Here is a 23053-nt window from a genome sequence, read left to right as displayed (position 1 = left end):
TTATTCAAATATCTCATCTCATGATACCATCAGAGATATCACAATGAAAAGAGGCACACCCTATGTTCGCTCGTCTTCGACCGCACTTCTCACCCTTGCTCATAAAACTTCTCCCCGGCATTGGCGGCTTCCTTGCCATCCTGCTGTGCAGCTTGCTCGGCGACCTCGCAAGCATCTCGCTGCTGATGGCGCCCTTCGGCGCCTCCTGCGTCATCGCCTTCGCGCTCCATCAGAGCCCGCTTGCCCAGCCCCGCAGCCTCATCGGCGGCCACGTGCTGAGCACGCTCGTCGGGCTCTGCGCCCTCACCGTGTTCGGCGTGCACGCGTGGAGCCTCGCTCTCGCGGTAGGCGCCGCGATCACGCTCATGCAGCTGACGCGCACGCTGCATCCGCCTGCAGGCGCCGACCCGCTGCTCGTGATGCTCACGGGCGCAGGCTGGAGCTTCCTGCTCACGCCGGTGCTGCTCGGCGCAGCGCTGATCGTGCTCGTTGCCTACGGGTATCACCGGGCAACTCGTACTTCCTACCCCACCGCCTGGTGGTAGGTGAGCAAATCCCATTCATGCGCTGACAAGCCCACGCATAAGATGTACAAGACCCTTGTACAGGAGGCGGACCCTATGTCCCGAGTATGGATTATCAAACGGAAACATGTTCTTCAGCTTGCAGCCGCACTTCTTCTCCTTCTCATTGGATGGCTGTATGTCAATCGTGATACCGTCCTGCCAACTTTAGCCGAGCCTACGTCTGAACGTACGATCCACATGGTTGTTGGGGAATTCAAATCCACTACTGCCGATGGCAAAACCATCGAAGCCTATCGCTGGGATCCTGGTTCTGTCGACGTGAGAAAAGGCGAGCGTATTAAGCTCAGCATCCTTGGCGTCAATGGCGAGAGCCACCCCTTTCTCATAGAGGGACTCAATATCTCTGGTGAGATCAAAAAAGGCAAAGAAACCATCGTTCATTTTACCGCCAATCAAGCTGGCACCTATCGCCTCATCTGCATGACACATACGGACATGGCACATAACGGGCCCATGATTGGCTATATTGAAGTTCATTAAGTTCCTTTATCCAATTTTGTTCGTCAGAGCAGTTTCACCCAAGCCTTATGTCCTCCTTCTCTCACCTCGAGTCGTTATTTTCTAGCGTATCGAGATCAGAAGTGGCATTAAGGTTTTTTTTCGTTTACACTGAGGCCAAGCTCAAAAGATTCCCAATGAAGAAGGTGCCTCCCCTATGAAAACACATGTACTCGTCGTTGATGACGATGCCCATATTCGCGAACTGATGCGCTTCCTTTTTTCCAAAGAAGGGTATGCAGTCTTCGAGGCAAGTGACGGTGAACAAGCCTCAAAACTGCTGGAAACGGAACAAATCCACCTAGCCGTCGTTGATGTTATGATGCCTCTGCGTGACGGTTTGGAGCTGTGTGCGGAAATCCGCGAGCACTACGATATTCCTGTTCTTCTTGTGACCGCCAAAGGAGACATGGAGGATAAAGAAAAGGGCTTTGCCTCCGGCACCGATGATTATCTGGTAAAACCGTTCGAGCCGAAGGAACTTCTTTTCCGAGCTCGCGCTTTATTACGGCGATACCAACTCGTTTCCTCGGAGATGATTACACTTGGCCACACGGTCATTAATCGCAAGAGCTATGAAGTCACGATCGCAGGTGAAAGCCTGCTGTTACCGCTCAAAGAATTTCAGCTGCTCGCTCAATTGGCGAGTCATCCAGGACGCATTTTCACGCGTGAGCAGTTGATTCACATGCTTTGGGGCACAGATTATGAGGGTGACAGCCGAACCATCGACGTTCATATCAAGCGACTGCGGGAGCGTTTTAATGACAAAACAAGTGACTTTATGATTACGACGGTGAGGGGACTTGGTTACAAGCTTGAGGTGACGGAAGGGTGAAAACCTTATATTTTCGCATCGTAGTGACATTTATTCTCATCGCCATGGTCAGCTCCGTGCTCGCACTCTTTCTTTCGAATTGGTATTATCTAGCGAAATTAAGAGATCAGAACGAGGAGCAGATTTGGAAAATCACAACGGAAATCAGCGAGCTGTACAAGGAAATGCCAAGTGTGGCACCCGCTTCCTATTTCACCCACATTGCCAATATGGGATTCCAGCTTTATGTCGTTGATGACCAGATGGCGGGGACCTTCTATGGAACACCGTATAAACATACACAGTTCGATCCGGAGCAAGTCAAACGCGTTCTAGCAGGTGAAACGTACCGTGGGATGCTGCAGGAGCGTCATCTTCTCATGGTGATCGGGTATTTTGAGAATAGTCTGCGCAACAGTATCGGCGTCCCCCTTCAGGTGCAAGGGAAAACGTATGCCTTATTTGTCCGGCCTAATCTGGAACAGCAGATCGGCGGCGTGCGCGTCTTGATGGCCTTTTTGCTGGGACTTACGTTCCTTTTCAGCATCGTCCTTATCATTCTACTCTCCCAATTTATCGTGAAGCCTGTCACCAAATTACGAGAAGCCACAAGGCGAATCGTTGGCGGAAACTACGATATGAAGATGGACGTTTCCCGGCAGGATGAAATTGGGGAGCTAGCGCGGGATTTCACCTACATGGCGCAATCGCTCAAACAGGTAGAAGCTATGCGGCAAGAATTCGTGGGCAATGTCTCCCATGAAATCCAATCTCCCTTAACCTCGATTCAGGGCTTCGCCCAATCTATTTTGGATCAGACGACCTCCGAGGAGGAGAAGGAGCGCTATCTTCATATCATTTTAGACGAAAGCCGTAGATTGTCTTCTCTCAGCAAACAGCTCTTAACCCTAGCTTCGTTAGATAAAGAAAGTCATGTAGTGAAACGCACCGTGTACCGATTGGATGAACAAATCCGGCAAATTCTCATTCTTACCGAGTGGCAATGGTCGGAGAAGCGGCTCGACATCGAACTAGACCTACCTGAAACCGATGTATCGGCCGACCACCAATTGCTGCATCAAGTTTGGCTGAACCTCATTACGAATGGCATCAAATACGCTCGTCCACAGGACACGTTACACCTTGCGATTCAGTTATCAGAGACATGGGTCACCGTCGTCGTGAGCGACACAGGGATTGGCATGTCGGAGGCGGATTTGCCTCATATTTTCACCCGCTTCTACAAAGCGGATCGCTCCCGTAACCGCGCTAGTGCGGGCACAGGCCTTGGTTTATCGATTGTTCAGAAAATCATCGAGCTGCACGGCGGCAGCATTCATGTGCAGAGTGAGCTCGGCAAAGGTACGACTTTCACCGTTCAACTGCCCCGAATGTAATCTCCCATTCATCATCCGTTCATATTCCTCTCCTACTATTTGAAATAGATGTAGGAGAGGGGAATGAACCTGAATGAAACATTCGTTATCACGTCTTGCCCAGTTCGTTAGCAGTGCCAAAGGCGCCAAAATCGTACTCATTAGCTGGCTTGCCGCTATTCTTTTATTAAGCGCATTGGCGCCATCCTCCAAAGAAGTTGCCTTAAGCGGCGGTGAAGGCAGTCTAGCTGGCCATACACTGTCTGAACAAGCTAAACAGGTATTACAAGAAGCCTATCCTTCCCCAGACGGCTTAACCGCCCTCCTCGTGTTCCATGCCGAGCAACCCATTACGGATGCTGAGCGGGATGCTATAACGAGCATCAGTTCGTGGCTAGCCTCTGATCAGAAACCACCTTACGTCACGAGTTCTCTACCTTTTCATCACATGCCCGCCGCGCAGCAAGAGCTCTTATTTTCCGCAGATCGAACAACGCTCTTGCTAACGCTATCCCTCCAGAAGGATCTGGCATCAGGTCCTGTCTACGATACGCTTGAACTCATTCGTCATAGGTCAGAGCAGCAAGGCCTAGGGTCGATGAAGCTTGACATCACAGGTCCTGCAGGTATCTCATCGGATACCATCATGCTCTTCAAGAAGGCCGATTTCGTGTTAATGCTCGCCACACTTGGGATTATTCTCATCATTTTAATCGTCATTTATCGCTCCCCACTGCTGGCTTTGTTACCCTTAGTGATTGCTGGCATGGTGTATGCGGTTGTCGATAGAGTCATCGGTTTAGCGGGCAAAATGGGCTGGATATTCGTCGAGAAGCAGTCCCTCTCCATCATGATGATCTTACTTTTCGCTGTGCTGACGGACTACTGCTTATTTATCATTGCGCGCTACCGTATCGCCCTGCGGTCAACGGATTCCAAGTACGATGCGATGTCGAAAGCCTTCTCCAACGTGGCTGAACCCATTTTCTTCAGCGGCGGCACTGTGCTCATCGCTATGCTCACGTTATTCGCAGCTGTGTTCAAGCCCTATCATAACTTTGCACCAGTCTTCTCCATTGCGATGTTGGTTATTTTGCTTGGTGGACTGACGTTAATTCCTGCGATGTTTGCCTTGATTGGACGCAAAGCATTCTGGCCGTTTATTCCACGTGAGGATGCTGCGCTAGTGCAAGAGGAGCCTTGCGGCTTCTGGGCCTGGATTAGTACGCGCGTTACCGCAAAGCCACGGATAACCGCGCTTGTGCTCATTCTAGTATTGGTGGCCCCTGCGCTATCCACACTAAGCATGCGCTACTCGTTTAATCTCATGAAATCCTTTCCCTCCGATATTTCTTCCAGACAAGGCTTTGACACGTTGGAAGCACAGTTTCCACCAGGGCAATTAGCGCCTGTTACGGTTCTTATGGACTCCAAGAAGGAAATCGTTTGGGATGAGGCTTTTATTGGCAAAATGAACACATTGACTGGACTTATCCGAGGGCATGAGGGGATTGGTTCATTTACACCGGGGGCCAATCCAGCTGAGTTAACGGCTGGCAATGCGAATTTACCGAAGCATACGATGAAGTTCCAGCTGATTCTGGAGATGAATCCCTATGATCAAGAGGCGCTTGCGGTAATCTCTGGCTTACGCAAGGATAGTGCTGCCGTACTTGAACAGAGTGGCTTTGAGCCTGGACAACTCACCCTGCATTACGCAGGCCAAACTGCGGAGCAACTTGATGTCCGTACGATGAATAAGCGTGATACGTTAGTCATTTTCTCACTCATTACGTTATTGATTACGGTTATGTTGATTTGGCAGGCCCGCTCCATTCGTTTGGCACTCACCATGATGGTCACCATGCTGCTGTCCTACGCGGCTACGATGGGGATTGTGTGGAGCGTGTTTCATTTTGGATTTGGACAGGAAGCCTTTAGCTACCGTCTGCCTGTGTACACCTTTATCTTCCTCATCTCGTTAGGTGTGGACTATAACATCATTCTAGTCTCACGGGTACAAGAGGAAGCTCGGCGGCATCCTTGGCGATTAGCTGTACAGCGAGGTGCGGCATTGACTGGCGGTGTCATCTCTTCAGCTGGCATCGTGCTAGCAGCAACATTCTGCGTCTTAATGACGCAGCCTTTGCAGGAGCTGATGCTGTTTGGTTTCGCCATGGCGGCAGGGATTCTCATCGATACCTTCCTTGTTCGAGGCATGCTGCTTCCAGCCCTGATGACACACATGAGGCCGCGTGTGGCAAAGGCTCCGCCTCTAACCTTGCCAACCTGATCACACTGTGCTGCCACCGTTGCTTAACCTATCTTCCAGCCCCATAACTTGGGCGCAATAGGTTCTTGTCTCGAGTCGCTCTCCGCCCTCTCTGTGCATACACATAACAGAGAGAGGAGCGTCGATCCTGTATGGTGTACCAGAAACAAAGTGAACGACATAAACAGCAGTACCCTAACGCTCGTGCCATTCGGAGAGCTTGCAACAAGGAGCTGTATCGGACCATTAAGCGGTTAAAAATATGGCTCACCCCCGAGCAAATCAAATCTGCCGAGACCATTTACGTGAAAAAAGTGATGCTCAATCTTCCCTTCATCGTCGACAATGGCAGCAACCGTCGATTGTTAGCCGATTGGTTCGGTGAACATGTTGCGCCCGAGGTCGCTCCGATATGGAACGTAGAGCTGGATAGCTTGAATGAAGCGTTTCGCGACGCATTTGGCGGGTAATTCTCCCCCTTCAGGGTTCCGTAAGAAACTAGAAATATACAGCCCGAAATCTTTACAACTGCACTCAATCGGGAATAGCGAGCCATTTTGTACTACTTACAGTGATCTTGTCTACTCACTTGCGTACACAGAAAAGCCTGACAGGTGCAATCTCCCGTTAGGCTTTTCTGTGTAAAGTATTAAATCCAATGGTTAGTTAATGAATTTCAAATGTTGTAGCATCCGTTTAAGCACTGTGACAGCTTGCGCTCTAGTAACAAGCGAACCAGGTTCAAAAGAATTTTGTGTAACACCTTCCATAATTCCATTGTTTAGTAAGGAAATAATATCTGATGAAGCCCAGTTCGAAACATCCCCTCGATCAGTAAATAAATTTACTTTACTTTGATCTTGTCCAGAACTCTGGATGGATTGCGCTGTATTCGCATACTTCATTGCACGACCAATCATAACCGCCATCTCTTGACGTGAGATTGAGCCATTGGGATTAAATCGCCCATCCTCATACCCTAAAACTAACCCCGCTCTCGCTGCTGCATTTACTGACTTAGCATACCAGTCGGTTGCAAGGATATCATTAAACTTAGAATTCTCTTCAATCACGTTAATACCAAGTGCACGGATCAGAATCGTTGCAAACTCTGCACGTGTGATCTGTTTATCTGGCATAAAGGATTGCTCTGTTAATCCTAATACAATTTTCTTGGAAGCCATTAATTCAATATCCGATTTAGCCCAATGCTGTTCAATATCATTAAATGTTTTGGACGCTTGAACAACGGTATAAATACTATTATGAGGTGAAGTAATATCAACAATTGTTTGACCATCTACATTTCTAGCAAAAGCAGGAATAAAAGTAGATTCATTCGTTTCTGGGTTAAAAACTAATACGGAAATCTTGGAAGTATCGACATTCCCAGAAATTGTAATCGACCTCGTGACATATGTCCCGTTAAAGTCGGTAATTTCCTCAGAGCTACCGTTACCAACGATTGAAATTCTGAATTCTATAGAATCACTTATTGGCGAATATCCTTCCGATGCCATCGAACTTTTAATTTGATCGTTGAGATTACTATCCGGCTTTTCCACGTTAATAGTAAGCTTCATGTCTTTTGTATTGCTCTTAATACCCGAAGCGCTTGTTAAATTGGCAAGCAGTTGAACTGGAAGTACAAATGAAGTAACTCCGGATTGAATAGAAATAACTGCCGTTGGCGCTTGTTTAGCAGCTTCAATAAAGAATTGTGTAGGTAACTCCACTTGAATACCATTTCCAAATTTTTCTATTGGCATCTTAACAGTCGGGATAGATGACTGCTTATTTTTTTCCGACTCATCAATCGAGCCAGAAAGTGCTAATTGAATGGCATCCATAAGCTTGTCTGTATCGGGCTTCACACTAAGAATACTTTTGCCTTGGCTGTCGATTATCGTTTTCGTTTCGATTGCATCACTGTCCAAAATTTGTGTTGAACCTGGATTCGAATTACCAGTTGGCATAAAGAAACCGCCACCACCACCACCACCACCACCACCACCACCACCAGGGATTATCACTGGGGGCTTGATGATAACGGGAGGTGCGCATCCATTTACCGAAGCAATAGACTGGCTTGAAGCATTGATAGCATTCAAGGTTGCAACTCCAGGAATTGTATACGTAGTAACCAATGTACGCTTTCCACCTAATTCTGAACTAACTAGATATAGTTTATTCGCCTGTCCACTGCTCAAAATATTCGTTACAGGCTGACTTAATTGAATCTGCCCCAGCTTCTCGAATGTGCCGTATTTCCATGTGATTAAGACATTATCCTTAAGTGTGTAGAAGCGGTCTTGTCCTAAATCAAAAGCAATATCAGTGAATGAGTCAATAGTCTGCACATATCTCATGTCTGTAGATTGTTGGGAAGTACTAGTAAAGATAGTACCTGCTCCGTTAAATAAATACTTTCCATCAGGAGAGATCCGCATCAATGTTGTCATGGCATAGTCTCCGTGGTATGGAGAATCATAACCGCCGAAATAATGGCCTTCAAGGAATATACCTTTGTCACTGACGTTAAAAGCTTGAATATCTCTAGGACTGACGTCAGTATTTATTGCATATATTTTGCTCAAAGTAGGACTTATTTGCAGGTAAGATTCTTGGCGAATGTTTGCATAGTCATAAACGCTTTTCGTAACAGAGGAATACGAATTAAAATAAGTCCATTGACCGGAACCAGAGGAAACATAGATGACTCCTTGACTGTCAACAACCAAATCGAACGGATCTACACTCATTTGGAACTCATCTTTTAATCGCAGATCAGTACCATCTAGGATAGCCATACTCCCAGTTTGTTCATCCTTCCACCAATAAGAACTATGAGGTTGATGTGACAAGGCTACGAAAACTTCATTCTCCGTTGCAAATATTCGCTCCGCAGGATGGTCAAGTTCTACGATCTTAGTTGCCCCAGTTACCAGATCTGCAGAAACAACATGTGTGTCCCCTTGGTAAATGGTATACACTACTGGTTTAGACGGATGTTTAACGATTTGCTTAAGTGAATTGTCGATATAAAATTTATTTGGCTCGCCTACAGGCTGTGATACCACAGTCCGATTAATGACGGGTAATTCGTTGAAAGCAGGAGCTGCATTGTTATTCCAGTCGACTATTATGCTGGAATTTGATTGCTGTGAATATGAAATGGCGACCGAATCGCTAGGCCTTACTTTTTGTGCCAAATACAGTGTAACCGCTCTTGCATTGGCTTCTATGTTATTAACAGCAATTTGTTTGCCATTTAATTTAACCTGAAACCCACCAGAACTATAAGAATAGTAATATCTGACATATTCATCATAAGTGAGAACTAATTGATCATTATCAACTCTTGCCGTAAGTAAGTTAGGCGGATTGGTATCCCCAACCAGTACATAACCTACGTTACGATCAGGGCGCAAGGGGATGTTACTGCTCGATTTAGCACCCGACACCGTTATTTTATAAGCGACTTCAGAAGCAAGATTTCTTACAGTTAATGTTACTCTAGAAGCCGCATTGTCGACGATTAAACTACTAACCTGAGCCACTGGCACAGAAGAAATTAGTGGCTCAATCACGTAATTAGCAATGGAATTAATCGTATTTGGATTCATAGCCTGATTAAAGTACAAATTAATTGTCGTTTGTGAAGAAGATTCTGCTCCTAGTAATTTGGGGCTGGCGGAATCTTTAATTCCTCGCACGGTCCACTGTTCAATTGAACCATTCTGTGCCGTAACCGTGTAAGTTACAGGATTCGTAAAGTTTACACGAGTACCACTCGCAGGAGAAACGGAAGCCCCTGGTGATACCTCTACATAAGGAATCAAAGCGGAAATATCCGTATTTCCTTCAACATAGAAAGTTGCGGTGTGTGCCGCGGGATTAATTAAAGTTTCTCCCGTTTGTTCCTTGACAGATAAAGAAATAATATCTCCGAAAGAGATTGCGTTTGCGGCCACGCCCCTAATGGTCCACACTTGTGAAATCCCGCTCTGAGATCGGATTGTATAAGAAACTGGTGAAGTAAAATCCTGAGAACTGGAAGCTCCTGATATGATTGTTGCACCAGGTGAAAGAAAAACATTTGGCGCTAAAGCATTCAAACATGAGCTATAAGTAACGGTAAAATCCACTGTATGTGCTGAATTATCAATGATTGGAGTTCCTACCATATTCGGTACATAAAAAGAAACGATATTATTCTCATCATTGGTATAAGGTAATCCAACAGCCGCCCATGCGCTTTTGACGACTTGAACAATGCTTGCTTTTTGTTCAGCAGTTACGGTTAGGTCACCGGCAGCCAAAACGAAAGAGTCGCGCGCATCTGCGAAATCGGAGGTTGGCGTCAAATACGAAGTCATTGCACCATATGTAATCTGTCCTAGCAACTTCTTTCCTTGTCCATTAAGTCCTTGTATTTGCTCGATTCCGGTTCCTATTAAATAGGCAGCATGGTTTGGAATGCCACTGTTAATATGGACTCCACCGTTGTCGTGTTGAATATCAAGAGGTAAGTTTCGATAGTCATTCATATGAGAAGGCTGGGCAGTTAATCCTCGAGAAGGATTCTTCAAATCACGAAGCACATATGTCGCTTGCGTAACGCCAATATCCTCGCCGATCGTCCAGTCATCTGAATCAATAACAACTGCCATAATATCCGACAGAGATTCATTCAATGCTCCTGGTTGACCTGCGTATTCCAAACCAGCGGTGTATTCAGTTATGCCGTGAGTCAGCTCGTGAGCCACCACATCCAAACCACAGGACAAGCAGGCAAAATCACGGGAACCATCCCCATAAATCATTTCATAACCATCCCAATAGGCATTATCTATTGCCCCTACATTAACAACAGAAACAATTGACATCCCCTTATTATCAATGCTGTTACGTTTCAAATTCTGCTGGTAGTAGTCATATACAATGCTAGAAAAATAATGCGCATCTACAGCTGTCGGGTCATTAAATGTCTGCGAATTGCTAGATATCGGCCCCGTAAACGGTTTCTTAAAATCATAGGTAGCAATAACGCCGTCTTCTTGGTTATTTACAATACGATACATCGGCTTGGATTTGTCAACGAGTGAATAAGAACCATTGGAGTCACGTGTAATGTTCAAGGTTTTGGAATCGCCATAGTAGCCCCTCCCTGTTCCAGACGCACTGTCCGCACTAATTTCCGTCATACGACTAAATTTATGAATGACACTCCCTGTTTTTGCATCGACAAAGCCAACCCAACGATTATAGGTGGGGGTCATATACTCGATGTCAATTTGATAGGCAAGGAGATATTGGTTTTGATAAGGATATACAATAAGCGCTGATGTAGGCTCCGGCAAATTTCTTGGACCAATATTGCCGCCTAACTGAATAGAATAGCCTACTGCGTTTTCAATATCTTTGTGCAAACTCTCAATGGCTTGATCGGCGTTAATTATAGGATTAGTATCAAGTGAGAGTGAATTGATCTCGGAACTGGATTGATTGGTAATGGCATATAGAGATTGTGCAGTATTTAAATGAGCACGTATATACTTACCATAAATAGGAATGCCGTTGTAATTTTGTTGAAGTAAATAGTGGATTTGCCCTTCTTTATCTATATCTTTCTTTAGAATTTGCAGATCATTCTGTGGGTTTGTGAAGCCAAATACACTTTTTTGAGACGTGAGATAATTATAAATCTCTGTATCACTACGAATAGCACCTGATAGATTGCCTTGAAGCATGCGAGGAGCTGGGGCTTGAATTTTGTCGGTTAGGATAGGTTCTTTTTGCTGTGAAATTGTCGACTGCGGCTGAACTATTTCAGAGGCAAATACAATATTCTGGAATCCAAGGCTAGAAATGAATAACAAAAAAGCTAAAAAAAGATAAAACTTTGGCATAATACGATAAAATTTCAATTAAAATCCTCCTTGGCTGTTATAACGGCTAAAAGTATATTACTAGAAATGGAAATTGCTAGGATCTATAAACAACTATAGTATAGTGCGTAATCTAGTACAAATTATTTTTATTAATCTAGGAGAATCCCCAGAAGAAAGTAAAAAGACCAATGCAACAAACTGCACTGGTCTTATCTTATCAAGTAGACATTATGAACGAATCATATACAATTTCTCTATCTTGAGTAGCGAAAATAAAAGATTCTATGCATACATTGCCCAGGTTATAATGCCTATCTTATTTATATTCTGGCAACCACTTGCCATGAGCTTCAATCATTTCATCGCACATCGCGATGATATCGTCCATGGACAGCTCAGCTGAGGTATGCGGATCCAGCATCGCTGCGTGATAAATATGCTCACGCTTACCAGTAATCGCCGCTTCAATCGTCAACAACTGCGTGTTGATATTCGTACGGTTCAGCGCTGCCAATTGCGGAGGCAGATCACCGACGTAAGTAGGTGTTACACCGTTACGGTCAACCAAACATGGCACTTCAACTACAGCTTCGCGAGGTAAGTTCGTGATCAAGCCAGTATTCATGACGTTACCGCCGATTTTGAACGGAACATCCGTCTCGATTGCTTCGAAAATGTACGAAGCATACTCATGTGAACGCTCATGCGTCAAGTTCGCATCATTTACGAGATCTTCGCGCATTTGCTTCCAGCGGCTGATTTGATCAACACAACGACGCGGATACTCATCCAATGGGATGTTGAAGCGATCAACCAACTCTGGGTAGTTCCGTTTGATGAAATACGGGTGATACTCAGCATTATGCTCGGAAGATTCCGTAATATAATGACCGAATTTCAGCATCATTTCGTAGCGAACCATGTCTTTGTGCTTCTCTTTTTGTTTCTCGGCAGCACGTTTCTTAATCTCTGGATAGAGGTCAACGCCATCCTTCGACACTTCGAGCAACCAAGCCATATGATTAATGCCCGCGATTTTGGCTTTCACACCTGTTTGGTCAATCTCTAGGTGCTTGAACAGTTCAGGTACACAAGTTTGCACGCTATGGCACAGACCAACCGTACGCACACCGCCGTATGTGTTCATTACATTTGTCAGTACAGCCATCGGATTGGTGTAGTTAAGGAACAGGGCATCCGGACATACTTCACGTACATCAGCTGCGAAATCCAGCATAACCGGAATCGTTCTCAAGTTTCTGAAAATTCCGCCAATTCCAACCGTATCTGCAATCGTTTGACGCAAACCGTACTTTTTCGGAATTTCAAAATCCGTAATCGTACATGGATCATAGCCACCTACTTGGATTGCATTTACCACAAATTTGGCACCGCTCAACGCTTCTTTACGATCTGTATACGCTTTAATAATGGAGGTGCTTCCACTCGTTTTTTTAATATTATTCAGCATATTAGCAGAATCTTGCAGCCGCTGATGATCAATATCAAAGAGAGCGATTTCATAGCCTTGTAGTGCGGGTGTAAGCAAGCAATCACCTAGTACATTTTTGGCAAAAACTGTGCTTCCTGCACCTAAAAAAGTAATTTTGGACATGTAAGAATCTCCTCCAACAAATAATCTATTATTATATTCTTACTATAGCGCAAGCCCGCTTTGAAAAACATGGATTGAAACAACTCCAATATGGACATTTGTAGTTTTTTAGATTACGATCATAATAAAAAAAGCGAGGCACCTATGAATTCAGAACATACATACTTCGACGTCAGAATTAATCCCTTACATAGCAATCCGGACTTATCTGTCCTTTTCAGCGGCGAAGGCAAGCCCCTCCCCCAACATAAAATGGGACCTGCCGTTCATGATTATTATTTAATTCATACCGTTCTATCAGGCAATGGTATCTTTGAAATAGGAGGTCGCACCTACACTTGCTCTACAGGCGATACCTTTATCATTTATCCAGGCGAGTTATTCTCGTATATCGCAGATGCAGATACTCCTTGGCATTATATATGGGTCGCTTTTACCGGACGTAGTGCAAGCACAACGTTATCTCATATTGGCGCCACCCCTGAGCAAGCCGTAATATCCAATAGTAATACGCGTAAACTTCGGCACTACTATCGGCATATTCGTGCCTCTTTCCAACAGACAGAATTTCCAGAACTCGAAGAATTGGAATCCGAAGGCTGGCTAAAGCTGCTCCTACGTGAGCTTGGACGAACAAACACACATCACATCACGACGAAGCAAATCGCCGAAACCGATATCCAACGTCAGATCGGTCAAGCTATCCGATATCTAGAATTGCAGTACACACAAGCGGTCTCTATCGAGCATCTCGCTCGCAGCTTGGGTTATCACCGTACCTATTTGTGCAAAATGTTCAAACAATCCACCGGATCATCTCCGATGCAATATCTATTCAACATCCGCATGGAACGGGCCAAGCAGCTGCTCCAAACCGCTATGACCATTGACCAAGTCGCCTCCTCCGTCGGCTTCAATGATGCACTCTATTTCTCGAAGCAGTTCCACAAGTGGAGCGGTTCCGCACCATCCGTGTATCGGAAAGAACTCCGAAATGTCTAACTATTCGGCAGGTTGTCCCCACGAATGTTCACCAACGAAATAAATGGAAAAAATCCAGCTATTCCTGCCCATTTTCATCAAAATAGGAAGATAACTGGATTTTCTCCATCTATATGTGGTTCTTTCCACTGATACGTGCCAATGCTCTAAATCTCGATATCCACGATTAAGCTGTCCACACGGCCAACTTCACGAATATACGCGGCAACCGCTTGATGCTCTGGATTCGGACCATAAGCTGCCAATGCAGCTTTATCTTCGAAACGCACGGACAGTACAACTTGGAATCCTTGATTTTTCTCGGAGAAGTTAATACCAGCTTGGATATCAACGATACCTGTCAGATGAGGGCGCAGCGCTTTGAAACGGTCAACAACCTCTTGCAACTGCTCTTGTGTAGTAGTTTCAGCAAATTTAACAAGGACGATATGATCAATCATGATGTGATCCTTACCTTCTTTCTATAGACATTTAGGATATGAATAATGAACGACATTAATCTTAACAAAAACGCAAACCGACTACCACTCTCAATTTTGAAGAGCTATGGCAAAAACGCGGCTGTCCTAGCCGGTCATCTACCCGCAATCGAGGCAATTCGATCCGAGCTTAGCACCTGAACGCCTGTTTTCCCCGATTTCGCGGCTCTTATCAAGCCGGTAGCAATCGTATGTGCATGGATAGGACGATACTTGCGAAGTCGACCCGTCATCAACGGAGCAATAGCCCGCGAAACGATGCCTCCCAGTTTCTCCCCTAAGCGGAATTCCCCACGGTTGCCAAGAATGAGAGAAGGCCGCAGCAAGTGAAGCGAGCGAAGACGCATGCCCCTCAGCTTGTCTTCCACCTCTCCTTTTACCTGATTGTAGAAAAAGGAGGATGAGCGGTCTGCTCCCATCGCTGTCACGATCGCGAACGCGTCGGCTTGTCCCTTGCTCGCCACTTCAGCTAGCAGGAGGGGATAGTCGCGATCTACCCTGCGAAACTGTGGTTTAGAGCCTGCTTTCTTAATGGTTGTTCCTAACGTGCAGTAGACATGTGCGTGCGCGAATTCGGAGGACTTCAGACTTTCACTCAGCTTAGCGAAATCAATCACTCGCTGTTCAAGTTTCCCCTGTCCATTCGGCAAATCTAGATCCATTTTCTTACGAACTAAAGCAATAATCTTATCATAGTCTGGATCATTCACTAGTTGCTTGATCAGTTCCTTGCCGACTAAACCCGATCCACCAGCAACGATTGCCGTTCTCCCTTTCATTGCACACCTCCGCGTCATCTTTATACATGATCCTCTTCATCATACAACCTTTTGGTATCAACTACGACACGATTTCTTCCCCCTGACTTAGCGCGATACAGCGCATGGTCAGCCCTAGAAACCATATCTTCCAACACCATCGTTCCGTATTCCAATGTCGGTGAGTATTCTGCGACTCCGATGCTTGTCGTTATTTTGACAGCTAAAGACTCTTTGATAAATGGTTCATCTATTAAAATGTTTCGTAATTCCTCCGCTAATGCAGCACTCTCTTGCGCATCCTTCCGCAGTAATAGCAAAATGAACTCTTCGCCGCCATATCTCGCTACAATCGCATCGTTCCCCGCATACCGTTTGAGAATACTCGCGACATGATGGAGAACGCCATCCCCCACTAAGTGGCCGTACGTATCATTTATTTTCTTAAAATGATCAATATCCATCATCAAGACGGAACAAGTCTGCCCCGATATAATGCACATATGCAATTGCTTGTTGCCTTCTAGCATCATATAGCGTCGATTATGAACATCTGTCAATTGATCCATCCATGCCGAATGCTCCAATAACGAAATGTTGGACTTCAACCGATCGGACATGAGATTAAATGTAGCCACTAATTGTCGCAGCTCCACAGGAGCAGTTCTAATTTTATCCACATTGATCTGGTAATCGTAATTCCCCTTCTGAATGATCTTCGTAGCGCGCAGCAAGTAGCGAATCGGTCTCTCGATCTTGGAGGCAATCATCACAGCAGCCGCGACACTCAGGAGCAGTGCTATCAAGGAAATGACAATAATCGTAATACTTAACGCATTTAACTTGCGGAAAATCTCTCCCTGCGTAATTTCCCCAACAACAAGCCAGTTTTTCGTTGGTGACCATTGGTATTGACCATACACGTTTTCACCACAGAAGCCAATGTACGCACTATAATCCGTACTATTCGTCACAGCACGGTGATAAATTTCCGATGTCGCGCGTTGCGTATTTGTGTCATTCTCTGACCTGTTCGAGGCCGTTACAATATTGCCTTCTGCATCCAATACATAGACCTCACCTGTATCCCCAAAACTTAGCCGAGCAATGAGTTTATTCAGCATCTCGAGTGTCACAACGCCAAGTACAATTCCCTTAAATTCGCCTTGATCACCAAGTACCGGGGAGGAAAATGTAATGACAGGATTTCCATTTTCCCTGGACATCACAATACCCGAAACATAGCTTTGCTTCTCCTTGCCAAGCTTATAGTACAGACGATCCCCCACGTAAATCGAAGTCGTATCTGTGCGAATGTTGCCATCCGGCTCAACGAACGTAATCGAATAAAACTCCGAGTTCACCTTAGCATAGTCTTGAAACTCCCGTTGCAAATCGCCAATCCGGTGGAACTTGGCGTTATCTGAAAGTGCGAAACGCTTAATCGCGTCCAACTTTTCCTGATTCCAGCGTTCGATAGATAAGTTCTGTAACGCAATCACTTGTTTGAGTTGAACCCTAGCCTCATCTAACCGATTGCTCTTCTCTATGAAGTAAAAAGGAACGATGATTGAAAAAGCCAGCACCAATATAATTGCGCTTATCCAGAGTTGAAGTCTTGTTTTAATCGTATGTTCGGAGAAAAGAGAAAACACATGCCCCATTGAGGTTTCCCCCCTTTTTATTCTATATCTATATATATCCATTATACCTTATTTCTCGTTGAAAATTGACAAATTACGCTGATTTCCTGCATAAAAGTTCATTAAACTACGAATATTGCGAAATATTGTCCGTTTGAAAAGTAGGATCCTTTCGCTTATGCTAGTTGGTAAGTAGAAAAGAGGTAATTACCCCTATGAAAATTCTCGTACTGACTGAAAAACCAAGCGTCGCCAAAGAAATTGCTCGTGTATTAGGTTGTAATCAGAAGCAGAAGCACCACTTTGAAGGTGCCAAATATGTCGTCACTTGGGCACTTGGCCATCTCGTTACACTCGCGGAACCCGATGATTACGATCCGAAGTACAAGACCTGGAACCTGGAAGATCTACCTATTATCCCTGGCAAAATGAAACTCAAAGTCATGAAAGAAACGTCGCAGCAGTTTCGTGCCATCGAGCATCTCAGCCGTCGCGGTGACCTCTCCGAGCTGGTCATTGCAACCGATGCGGGGCGCGAAGGCGAACTCGTCGCGCGCTGGATTATGGAGCTGATCCGCTGGAAGAAGCCGTTCAAACGGCTTTGGATCTCGTCGCAGACGGATCAGGCGATTCGCGAAGGCTTCGCGCAGCTGAAGCCTGGCACGGACTACAACCGGCTGTATCAAGCAGCCGTCTGTCGTTCTGAGGCCGATTGGCTTATCGGCCTCAATGTAACCCGCGCGCTGACCAGCAAGTTCGGCGCGTCGTTATCCGCTGGGCGCGTGCAGACGCCCACGCTGGCCATGATGATCAACCGCGAGGCGGAAATCCGGGATTTCCGGTCCGTCGACTATTGGTTGATCGAGGCAGAGCTCGGGTCCTTCCGCGCCCAGTGGCGGGACCCGAAGACCGGCGACTCGCGCATATGGGATCGCGAGCGCGCCGATAGCTTGAAAGCTAAGCTGCAAGGCCAGAGCGGCCGCATCGTGCAAGTAAATAAGACCGAGAAGCAGATTCCGCATCCACTCGCTTATGATTTGACAGAGCTGCAACGCGATGCGAACCGTAAATTTGGCTTCTCAGCCAAACAAACGTCGAATGTCTTGCAACGACTCTATGAGCAATACAAATTGGTCACATATCCGCGAACCGATTCGCGCTACTTGACCTCTGACATGGTACCGACTCTGCTTGGCCGACTGAAAGGGGCAGCGATTGGCCCTTATGCGGCGCTAGCTGCACCTTTTATTAGAAAGCCGCTGACGATCACCAAACGCATCGTCGATGATTCGAAGGTCAGCGATCACCATGCCATTATCCCTACGGGCGAGGCGATCTCACTTTCAACATTAAGCGCAGATGAGCGTCGACTCTACGACCTGATTCTTCGCCGATTCTTAGCCTTATTCAGCGGTCCTTGCCGCTACGATGAAACCAAGTTAACGATTGAAATCGCTGGAGAGAAGCTGTACGCTTCAGGTAAAGTCGTGAAGCAAGCCGGTTGGAAAGATGTCTACGGCGCCACCGATTTCACCGATCCTGATCGCGAAGACACCGAATCCGAAGAAGATACAGGGCAGCTGTTGCCCCAAGCTTCAGAGAAAGACGCCGTTACCGCTCGCAACGTTCGCCAAGTTAGCCGCCAAACGAAGCCGCCTTCTCGCCATAATGAGGCTTCCCTGCTATCGCAGATGGAAAAGTTCGGTCTTGGCACACCTGCGACTCGTGCTGATATCATCGAGAAACTCGTGTCCTCTGACACGATCGAACGCCAAGGCTCCTTGCTCATTCCTACTGGCAAGGGCACGCAGCTCATCGAGCTTGCTTCTGAGGAGCTCCGTTCACCTGAGCTTACAGCACGCTGGGAGCTCGAACTTGAACGCATTTCCAAAGGCAAAGGCAGCATGGAAGCTTTCCTCAGTAGTATTCGCAAGAAAGCAGCTGAACTAGTCGATGAAGTCAAACACAGCTCCGCAGCGTATAAGCCGCATAATTTAACCGGCAGTAAATGCCCAGATTGCGGGGAATTCCTTCAAGAAGTCAAAGGCAAACGAGGACGATATCTGGTTTGTTCCAGTCGTGAATGCTCGTATAAACGTGAAGCTGACGGACAATTAACGAACCATAGATGTCCACAGTGCCATAAAAAGATGGAAATACACACGGGTAAAGCCGGCAAATATTTTCAATGTCGTCCCTGCAATGTTGTTGAGAAAATCGACGGTGAGTCACGAGGTGGCGGCCGCAAGGCTACAGCCAAAGTTAATCGCCAGCTGATTGAGCAATTCTCCGATTCTGCCGGCGTTGGCAACTCACTTGCAGACAAACTGCTTGCAGCCCTTCAGCAGCAGAAGAAAGAAGACTAACACCAACCAAATAAAGCCCAAGCGACTAGTTGCTCGCTTGGGCTTTTGTATGATAGGACGATGCTTATGCTCTAGTTAATATCCGGCCTTTTACCGCTAATTCGAGATCTTCTAACGTTGTGATCCCCAAGCTAACCAGTGCATCTCCGGCTTCCATGTGAACATTAGCTAGGATGTGCATACTAGTATGAGGCACTAGCGATTTCCGAAACTCATGAAAAAGCACTGCATTATACGTTTTGAGAACCGTCATAAACTCAACAGTTGGCGGGACAAATCCGCGAATTTCCGAAGATCGCCAGAAAAACTCCCTTACATGCATAATATCCGATCCCGTGCGGTTCAGCTTTCGAATCATCGCAAAAAACTCATCAACAAGTACTTGTCGATCCTCTTTCATGTGACTATCCCTCCCATGACGTATTCCTACTAGAAGGATACCACAAATAGTTCTTTAGATCTATATGAATCTCTCATGTAAGGGCTTAAATACCTAAGAAATTTGCGGATTCTTCCCATTCCCTTTCCATCTCCCCCTCTGCGATAACAGCATGTCCACCAGATACAGAACAACACCTATATTAATGGCAATATCCGCTAGATTCATAATCCCATTCCCCGAGTTAATGACGATGAAATCGGTGACCTTCCCGAATAGAAGTCGCTCAATGCCGTTACCAATCGCCCCACCTACAAGGAGTGCAGCAGCACTTTGTTTTAACGTTCCCGGAAAACCGCCTTTTCTACGATACCACCATATCCCTGCCACAATGAGAACCGCTAGAACACCGAGTATAGGAGCCCATCCCTGCAGCGAACTGCCTGCTGCCCCACTATTTTGATAATACGTAAATGAAATGATATCTTTATAAAATGGCATGGATTCGCCAACCTTCATCACGGAGCGTATCCAATACTTAGACAGCTGATCAACAGCTGTAATCACGACAATAATTGAATAGAATAGCATTTTAACCCTCCCATCGACTCTTAAACTACAACTTTATTCTTATTTTACTTGAAATGGGGGACTACCTGTTAATTCTGCGATTTCTGATTATATGACATATCAAAAAGCCCCCTCAGACGCTTCTGTGGCGGCTCTTCTCGATCGGCTACGGTTCCTCAACTTAGGCCTATTAGTATTCGGTACAGCTCACTAGGCGTGTGTGCCATATGGTCCGGATTTCCACTGAGGAGTAGTTGAGGTGAATCATATCCCCACGTTACGGCTACGATGGGTACGCCTAACTTTTTACAGGACTCAATATCCCGTAACTCATCCCCCACATAAATCATCCGTGCAGGCGTCGTTCCCCATTGCTTCATCACTTTGCGAATCGAGTGGTGCTTACCGAAAATATGCTTTGCAGAAATAATCTCCTTAAACGCACCTTCGAGCTTGTTTTTTCGTAAAAAAAGCCGAATATTCGCTTCTGAATTAGAGGAAAGAATGGAGCTTTTAACCCCTTGTGTGGAAAGCTTCGCAATGACCTCTTTCATACCAGGCACAATTTGCAGAGATCGGATGTTCTCGTGGTAGAGCTGGCGCCCCGCCACCATCAGCTTAGGTATTTGGAGCACAGGTACCCCTAAGCGATCTACGCGTTCGGAAATCGACATAGAGCGCAACGGTCCCAAGTCCTGTTCGCGAATGGGACGAAAACGATGTTGCATGGCCATTTCATTATAGAGCTTAACCAGGAGCGCCCTGGAATCGACAAGTGTCCCGTCAAAATCGAATAGGATGTGCTTTACCATCTGGGTGTATATACAAATAAGGCCGGACCCTCGGGCGGCACTTGGCGAATTTGATTATGTTTAAACTCTTGAGCTGGATCCAGGACCACATATGGATTACTTACCGTTCGCAAATCCTCCCACGTACAAGAAACACCATGGTCGTAGCCTGTTGCACCACCTGCAAACATTCGACAGCCATTGCAGAATTGCTCCTTTTGCTGCGCGTCCAGCTTCACAACTTTATTACGAAGACAACAGTAAATTTCATTAACAGTGTTACATACATTAACATGAGTGATCATAGCCATTTACCGTCAACTCCTTGCGGCACTTTGAGTGTGTAATAGTAAGTGTATCGAACTACTATTAAGTGTATGACACAATTTTGTAAACGGAATAACATTTCTCACGATAGACCGTCCAAATTTGCTACAATTAGGAAATACAACAATTGGTTTGGAGGTGCTTCTCCTGCAGGACTCTTTACATTATGTAATTCCGTTTCTTATCTTTAGTTTTTTTATTTATCGACGGGTGAAGCGCACCATTGGCTTTCAAAAGCTTTCCCGTGGCAGACTCACCTTTCGTCTGTCTTTGTTCAGCCTATTCGGGGTGATTATCTTCCTCCTGGGCTTCGTCCATCCCGTCCATTTCATCGGCTATCTTATTGGACTTGCCGGCGGCGCCTTACTCGGACGAACTGCAATTCGCCATACACGCTTCGAGCATCGAAGTGATGGCTGGTACTATCGCACACATCTCTGGATTGAGATCACCGTCCTTGTACTCTTCCTAGGTCGCATTGCGTACCGCTACGCTAGTGTTGCTATTTCAACCGGGTCAACAACTAGCTTCACACCTGCTGATTTCTCTCAATTTTCCAAAGATCCCGTCACCGCAGGCGTTTTCTTCATCATCGTGTCGTACTACATTTTGTTTTTTGGCTACTTACTGCGCGAAGGAAACAACCTGGATGAAGCAGGATTGGCAGATAGCGAGGCTGGTATCATCGGGAACCATGGAGCTCCGAATACCGAGATTATTAGCTCGCAGGCAAATGTTCGGGTAGAATAACGGAACGTGATGGCGCTATTTAGACAATTTTGCCCATTTCATTGGAGTAACGGAACGTGAAGACACTATCTCATCGCGATATGCCGATTTATGGCTGATAATCCGGTAATAGCGGATCTACGTTCCGTTTCACATGAAATCCGGCTGAAATAGCCCAAATAGGGTACCTACGTTCCCGTATCACTACATTGGACAATGTCTAAGGGACTACATCCACTGATCAGCCCATTCCCTTCTGGGCTAAGAGTAGACTTCACATTGATTTGTTTGAATTGTCCAATCAGATTAAACAATTGGCTACTTTTACGGTCTGCTTCTGCTACTGCTCCTACTCCTACTCCTACTCCTACTCCTACTGCTACTGCTACTGCTACTGCTACTGCTACCAACTCTCACTCTATCCTTACTTCCCTCTACTCTTCACAAAATCGTCCACATATGCGCATACTTCATCCTTTAAACAAATTAGATACTTAACAAGAAAGGGATACTCCCTGGGCCAATTTGACCTGAAGAATATCCCTTTCTATCGTTATCAGGTGAGCGATCTTCCTGTAACGCTCATTCTGCGGGCGATTTACACAGATAGCGCCCTTTTTGGGCGCTATTCTCTTCGCCGAGGCTGCCTCGCACTGGAATAAGGCCCTTTTTGGGCCTTATTTCCGAGTTCCCGCCCATTCTGCGGGCGATTTACACAGATAGCGCCCTTTTCGGGCGCTATTCCCTTCGCCGAGGCTGCCTCGTCCTGGAATAAGGCCCTTTTTGGGCCTTATTTCCGAGTTCCCGCCTATTCTGCGGGCGATTTACACAGATAGCGCCCTTTTTGGGCGCTATTCCCTTCCCCGAGGGGTAGCGTCAAGAAGTTTGTGTAATGTAGGATTATCCATCGGGACGATGGATAATTAAGATCCTTAAGGTCTAACGCAACA

19 protein-coding genes are annotated in these 23053 nt (G+C 46.0%); 9 read left to right on the top strand and 10 right to left on the bottom strand.

From position 1 onward, the window contains the following. Positions 1-62: 62 nt before the first annotated feature. The 6 genes from A8708_RS34770 to A8708_RS10400 all read left to right on the top strand — a co-directional run bounded on the left by A8708_RS34770 (position 63) and on the right by A8708_RS10400 (position 6020). Entirely contained in the window at positions 63-545 is a 483-nt protein-coding gene (locus tag A8708_RS34770; protein WP_082927412.1) for an HPP family protein, read from the top strand. A gap of 75 nt (positions 546-620) precedes the next feature. Next, a complete protein-coding gene (locus A8708_RS10420; protein WP_068663450.1) occupies positions 621-1067 on the top strand; it encodes a cupredoxin domain-containing protein in 447 nt (148 codons plus the stop codon). A 175-nt stretch (positions 1068-1242) separates the two neighbouring features. Next, positions 1243-1923 carry a response regulator transcription factor gene (locus A8708_RS10415; RefSeq protein ID WP_068663449.1) on the top strand — a complete coding sequence of 227 codons (681 nt, stop codon included), beginning with the start codon at positions 1243-1245 and terminating at the stop codon, positions 1921-1923. Further along, a complete protein-coding gene (locus tag A8708_RS10410) occupies positions 1920-3299 on the top strand; it encodes a sensor histidine kinase (RefSeq protein WP_068663448.1) in 1380 nt (459 codons plus the stop codon). Before A8708_RS10415 ends, A8708_RS10410 begins: the two co-directional genes overlap by 4 nt. A 73-nt stretch (positions 3300-3372) precedes the next feature. Beyond that, a complete protein-coding gene (locus A8708_RS10405; protein WP_068663447.1) occupies positions 3373-5571 on the top strand; it encodes an MMPL family transporter in 2199 nt (732 codons plus the stop codon). A 131-nt stretch (positions 5572-5702) separates the two neighbouring features. Next, on the top strand, positions 5703-6020 hold the full coding sequence (locus A8708_RS10400; protein ID WP_068663446.1) for a dehydrogenase: 318 nt from the start codon (positions 5703-5705) through the stop codon (positions 6018-6020). A 192-nt stretch (positions 6021-6212) separates the two neighbouring features. Here A8708_RS10400 and A8708_RS10395 read toward each other — a convergent pair whose 3' ends face one another. After that, positions 6213-11480 (bottom strand): M4 family metallopeptidase, encoded by a 5268-nt coding sequence (locus A8708_RS10395; RefSeq protein WP_068663445.1) that lies wholly within the window; start codon positions 11478-11480, stop codon positions 6213-6215. A gap of 280 nt (positions 11481-11760) precedes the next feature. Beyond that, positions 11761-13059 carry an alpha-glucosidase/alpha-galactosidase gene (melA, locus tag A8708_RS10390; RefSeq protein WP_068663444.1) on the bottom strand — a complete coding sequence of 433 codons (1299 nt, stop codon included), beginning with the start codon at positions 13057-13059 and terminating at the stop codon, positions 11761-11763. Between the two features lie 144 nt (positions 13060-13203). Here melA and A8708_RS10385 point away from each other — a divergent pair, with 144 nt between their 5' ends. After that, on the top strand, positions 13204-14061 hold the full coding sequence (locus tag A8708_RS10385; protein WP_068663443.1) for an AraC family transcriptional regulator: 858 nt from the start codon (positions 13204-13206) through the stop codon (positions 14059-14061). A 146-nt stretch (positions 14062-14207) separates the two neighbouring features. Here the strand turns inward: A8708_RS10385 and A8708_RS10380 are convergent, their stop codons facing one another. The 3 genes from A8708_RS10380 to A8708_RS10370 form a co-directional block, all read right to left on the bottom strand. Next, positions 14208-14501, bottom strand: coding sequence for a Dabb family protein (locus A8708_RS10380; protein ID WP_068663442.1), 294 nt, complete (start codon positions 14499-14501; stop codon positions 14208-14210). 134 nt (positions 14502-14635) lie between these two features. Next, positions 14636-15319 (bottom strand): NAD(P)H-binding protein, encoded by a 684-nt coding sequence (locus A8708_RS10375; RefSeq protein ID WP_068663441.1) that lies wholly within the window; start codon positions 15317-15319, stop codon positions 14636-14638. A 20-nt stretch (positions 15320-15339) separates the two neighbouring features. Next, the gene (locus A8708_RS10370) at positions 15340-16962 is read right to left on the bottom strand and encodes a sensor domain-containing diguanylate cyclase (RefSeq protein WP_068663440.1); all 1623 of its coding nucleotides are present in this window, start codon (positions 16960-16962) and stop codon (positions 15340-15342) included. Positions 16963-17156: 194 nt separating this feature from the next. On the opposite strand from A8708_RS10370, the gene A8708_RS10365 reads away from it, so the two are divergent. Further along, entirely contained in the window at positions 17157-19307 is a 2151-nt protein-coding gene (locus tag A8708_RS10365) for a DNA topoisomerase III (RefSeq protein ID WP_068663439.1), read from the top strand. 64 nt (positions 19308-19371) lie between these two features. Here the strand turns inward: A8708_RS10365 and A8708_RS10360 are convergent, their stop codons facing one another. The 4 genes from A8708_RS10360 to A8708_RS10345 all read right to left on the bottom strand — a co-directional run bounded on the left by A8708_RS10360 (position 19372) and on the right by A8708_RS10345 (position 21358). Next, positions 19372-19707 carry a hypothetical protein gene (locus tag A8708_RS10360; RefSeq protein WP_068663438.1) on the bottom strand — a complete coding sequence of 112 codons (336 nt, stop codon included), beginning with the start codon at positions 19705-19707 and terminating at the stop codon, positions 19372-19374. Between the two features lie 93 nt (positions 19708-19800). Beyond that, positions 19801-20277 carry a signal peptidase II gene (gene lspA, locus A8708_RS10355; protein WP_068663437.1) on the bottom strand — a complete coding sequence of 159 codons (477 nt, stop codon included), beginning with the start codon at positions 20275-20277 and terminating at the stop codon, positions 19801-19803. A 155-nt stretch (positions 20278-20432) separates the two neighbouring features. Further along, positions 20433-21068 carry an HAD-IA family hydrolase gene (locus A8708_RS10350; RefSeq protein ID WP_068663436.1) on the bottom strand — a complete coding sequence of 212 codons (636 nt, stop codon included), beginning with the start codon at positions 21066-21068 and terminating at the stop codon, positions 20433-20435. After that, a complete protein-coding gene (locus tag A8708_RS10345; RefSeq protein WP_068663435.1) occupies positions 21062-21358 on the bottom strand; it encodes a hypothetical protein in 297 nt (98 codons plus the stop codon). Before A8708_RS10345 ends, A8708_RS10350 begins: the two co-directional genes overlap by 7 nt. Before the next feature lie 118 nt (positions 21359-21476). Between A8708_RS10345 and A8708_RS10340 the strand changes: the two genes are divergently transcribed. Continuing rightward, a complete protein-coding gene (locus tag A8708_RS10340; protein ID WP_204787511.1) occupies positions 21477-22124 on the top strand; it encodes a hypothetical protein in 648 nt (215 codons plus the stop codon). Between the two features lie 167 nt (positions 22125-22291). On the opposite strand, the gene A8708_RS36075 is transcribed toward A8708_RS10340, so the two are convergent. Then, positions 22292-22513 carry a hypothetical protein gene (locus tag A8708_RS36075; protein WP_068663433.1) on the bottom strand — a complete coding sequence of 74 codons (222 nt, stop codon included), beginning with the start codon at positions 22511-22513 and terminating at the stop codon, positions 22292-22294. Positions 22514-23053: the final 540 nt, after the last annotated feature.

Source organism: Paenibacillus oryzisoli (genome assembly GCF_001653565.1).
Taxonomy (GTDB): Bacteria; Bacillota; Bacilli; order Paenibacillales; family NBRC-103111; genus Paenibacillus_E; species Paenibacillus_E oryzisoli.
The sequence above is the reverse complement of the archived record's forward strand: the minus strand, read 5'-3'. Positions and strand labels throughout refer to the sequence as shown.

What these genes read in the sequence shown, in the direction of transcription:
- A8708_RS10380 (WP_068663442.1), bottom strand. Translation starts at nt 14,501, where the DNA reads ATGATTGATCATATCGTCCTTGTTAAATTTGCTGAAACTACTACACAA.
- A8708_RS34770 (WP_082927412.1), top strand. Translation starts at nt 63, where the DNA reads ATGTTCGCTCGTCTTCGACCGCACTTCTCACCCTTGCTCATAAAACTT.
- lspA (WP_068663437.1), bottom strand. Translation starts at nt 20,277, where the DNA reads ATGCTATTCTATTCAATTATTGTCGTGATTACAGCTGTTGATCAGCTG.
- A8708_RS10370 (WP_068663440.1), bottom strand. Translation starts at nt 16,962, where the DNA reads ATGGGGCATGTGTTTTCTCTTTTCTCCGAACATACGATTAAAACAAGA.
- A8708_RS10405 (WP_068663447.1), top strand. Translation starts at nt 3,373, where the DNA reads ATGAAACATTCGTTATCACGTCTTGCCCAGTTCGTTAGCAGTGCCAAA.
- A8708_RS10350 (WP_068663436.1), bottom strand. Translation starts at nt 21,068, where the DNA reads ATGGTAAAGCACATCCTATTCGATTTTGACGGGACACTTGTCGATTCC.
- A8708_RS10420 (WP_068663450.1), top strand. Translation starts at nt 621, where the DNA reads ATGTCCCGAGTATGGATTATCAAACGGAAACATGTTCTTCAGCTTGCA.
- A8708_RS10345 (WP_068663435.1), bottom strand. Translation starts at nt 21,358, where the DNA reads ATGGCTATGATCACTCATGTTAATGTATGTAACACTGTTAATGAAATT.
- melA (WP_068663444.1), bottom strand. Translation starts at nt 13,059, where the DNA reads ATGTCCAAAATTACTTTTTTAGGTGCAGGAAGCACAGTTTTTGCCAAA.
- A8708_RS10415 (WP_068663449.1), top strand. Translation starts at nt 1,243, where the DNA reads ATGAAAACACATGTACTCGTCGTTGATGACGATGCCCATATTCGCGAA.
- A8708_RS10385 (WP_068663443.1), top strand. Translation starts at nt 13,204, where the DNA reads ATGAATTCAGAACATACATACTTCGACGTCAGAATTAATCCCTTACAT.
- A8708_RS10400 (WP_068663446.1), top strand. Translation starts at nt 5,703, where the DNA reads ATGGTGTACCAGAAACAAAGTGAACGACATAAACAGCAGTACCCTAAC.
- A8708_RS10365 (WP_068663439.1), top strand. Translation starts at nt 17,157, where the DNA reads ATGAAAATTCTCGTACTGACTGAAAAACCAAGCGTCGCCAAAGAAATT.
- A8708_RS10375 (WP_068663441.1), bottom strand. Translation starts at nt 15,319, where the DNA reads ATGAAAGGGAGAACGGCAATCGTTGCTGGTGGATCGGGTTTAGTCGGC.
- A8708_RS10360 (WP_068663438.1), bottom strand. Translation starts at nt 19,707, where the DNA reads ATGAAAGAGGATCGACAAGTACTTGTTGATGAGTTTTTTGCGATGATT.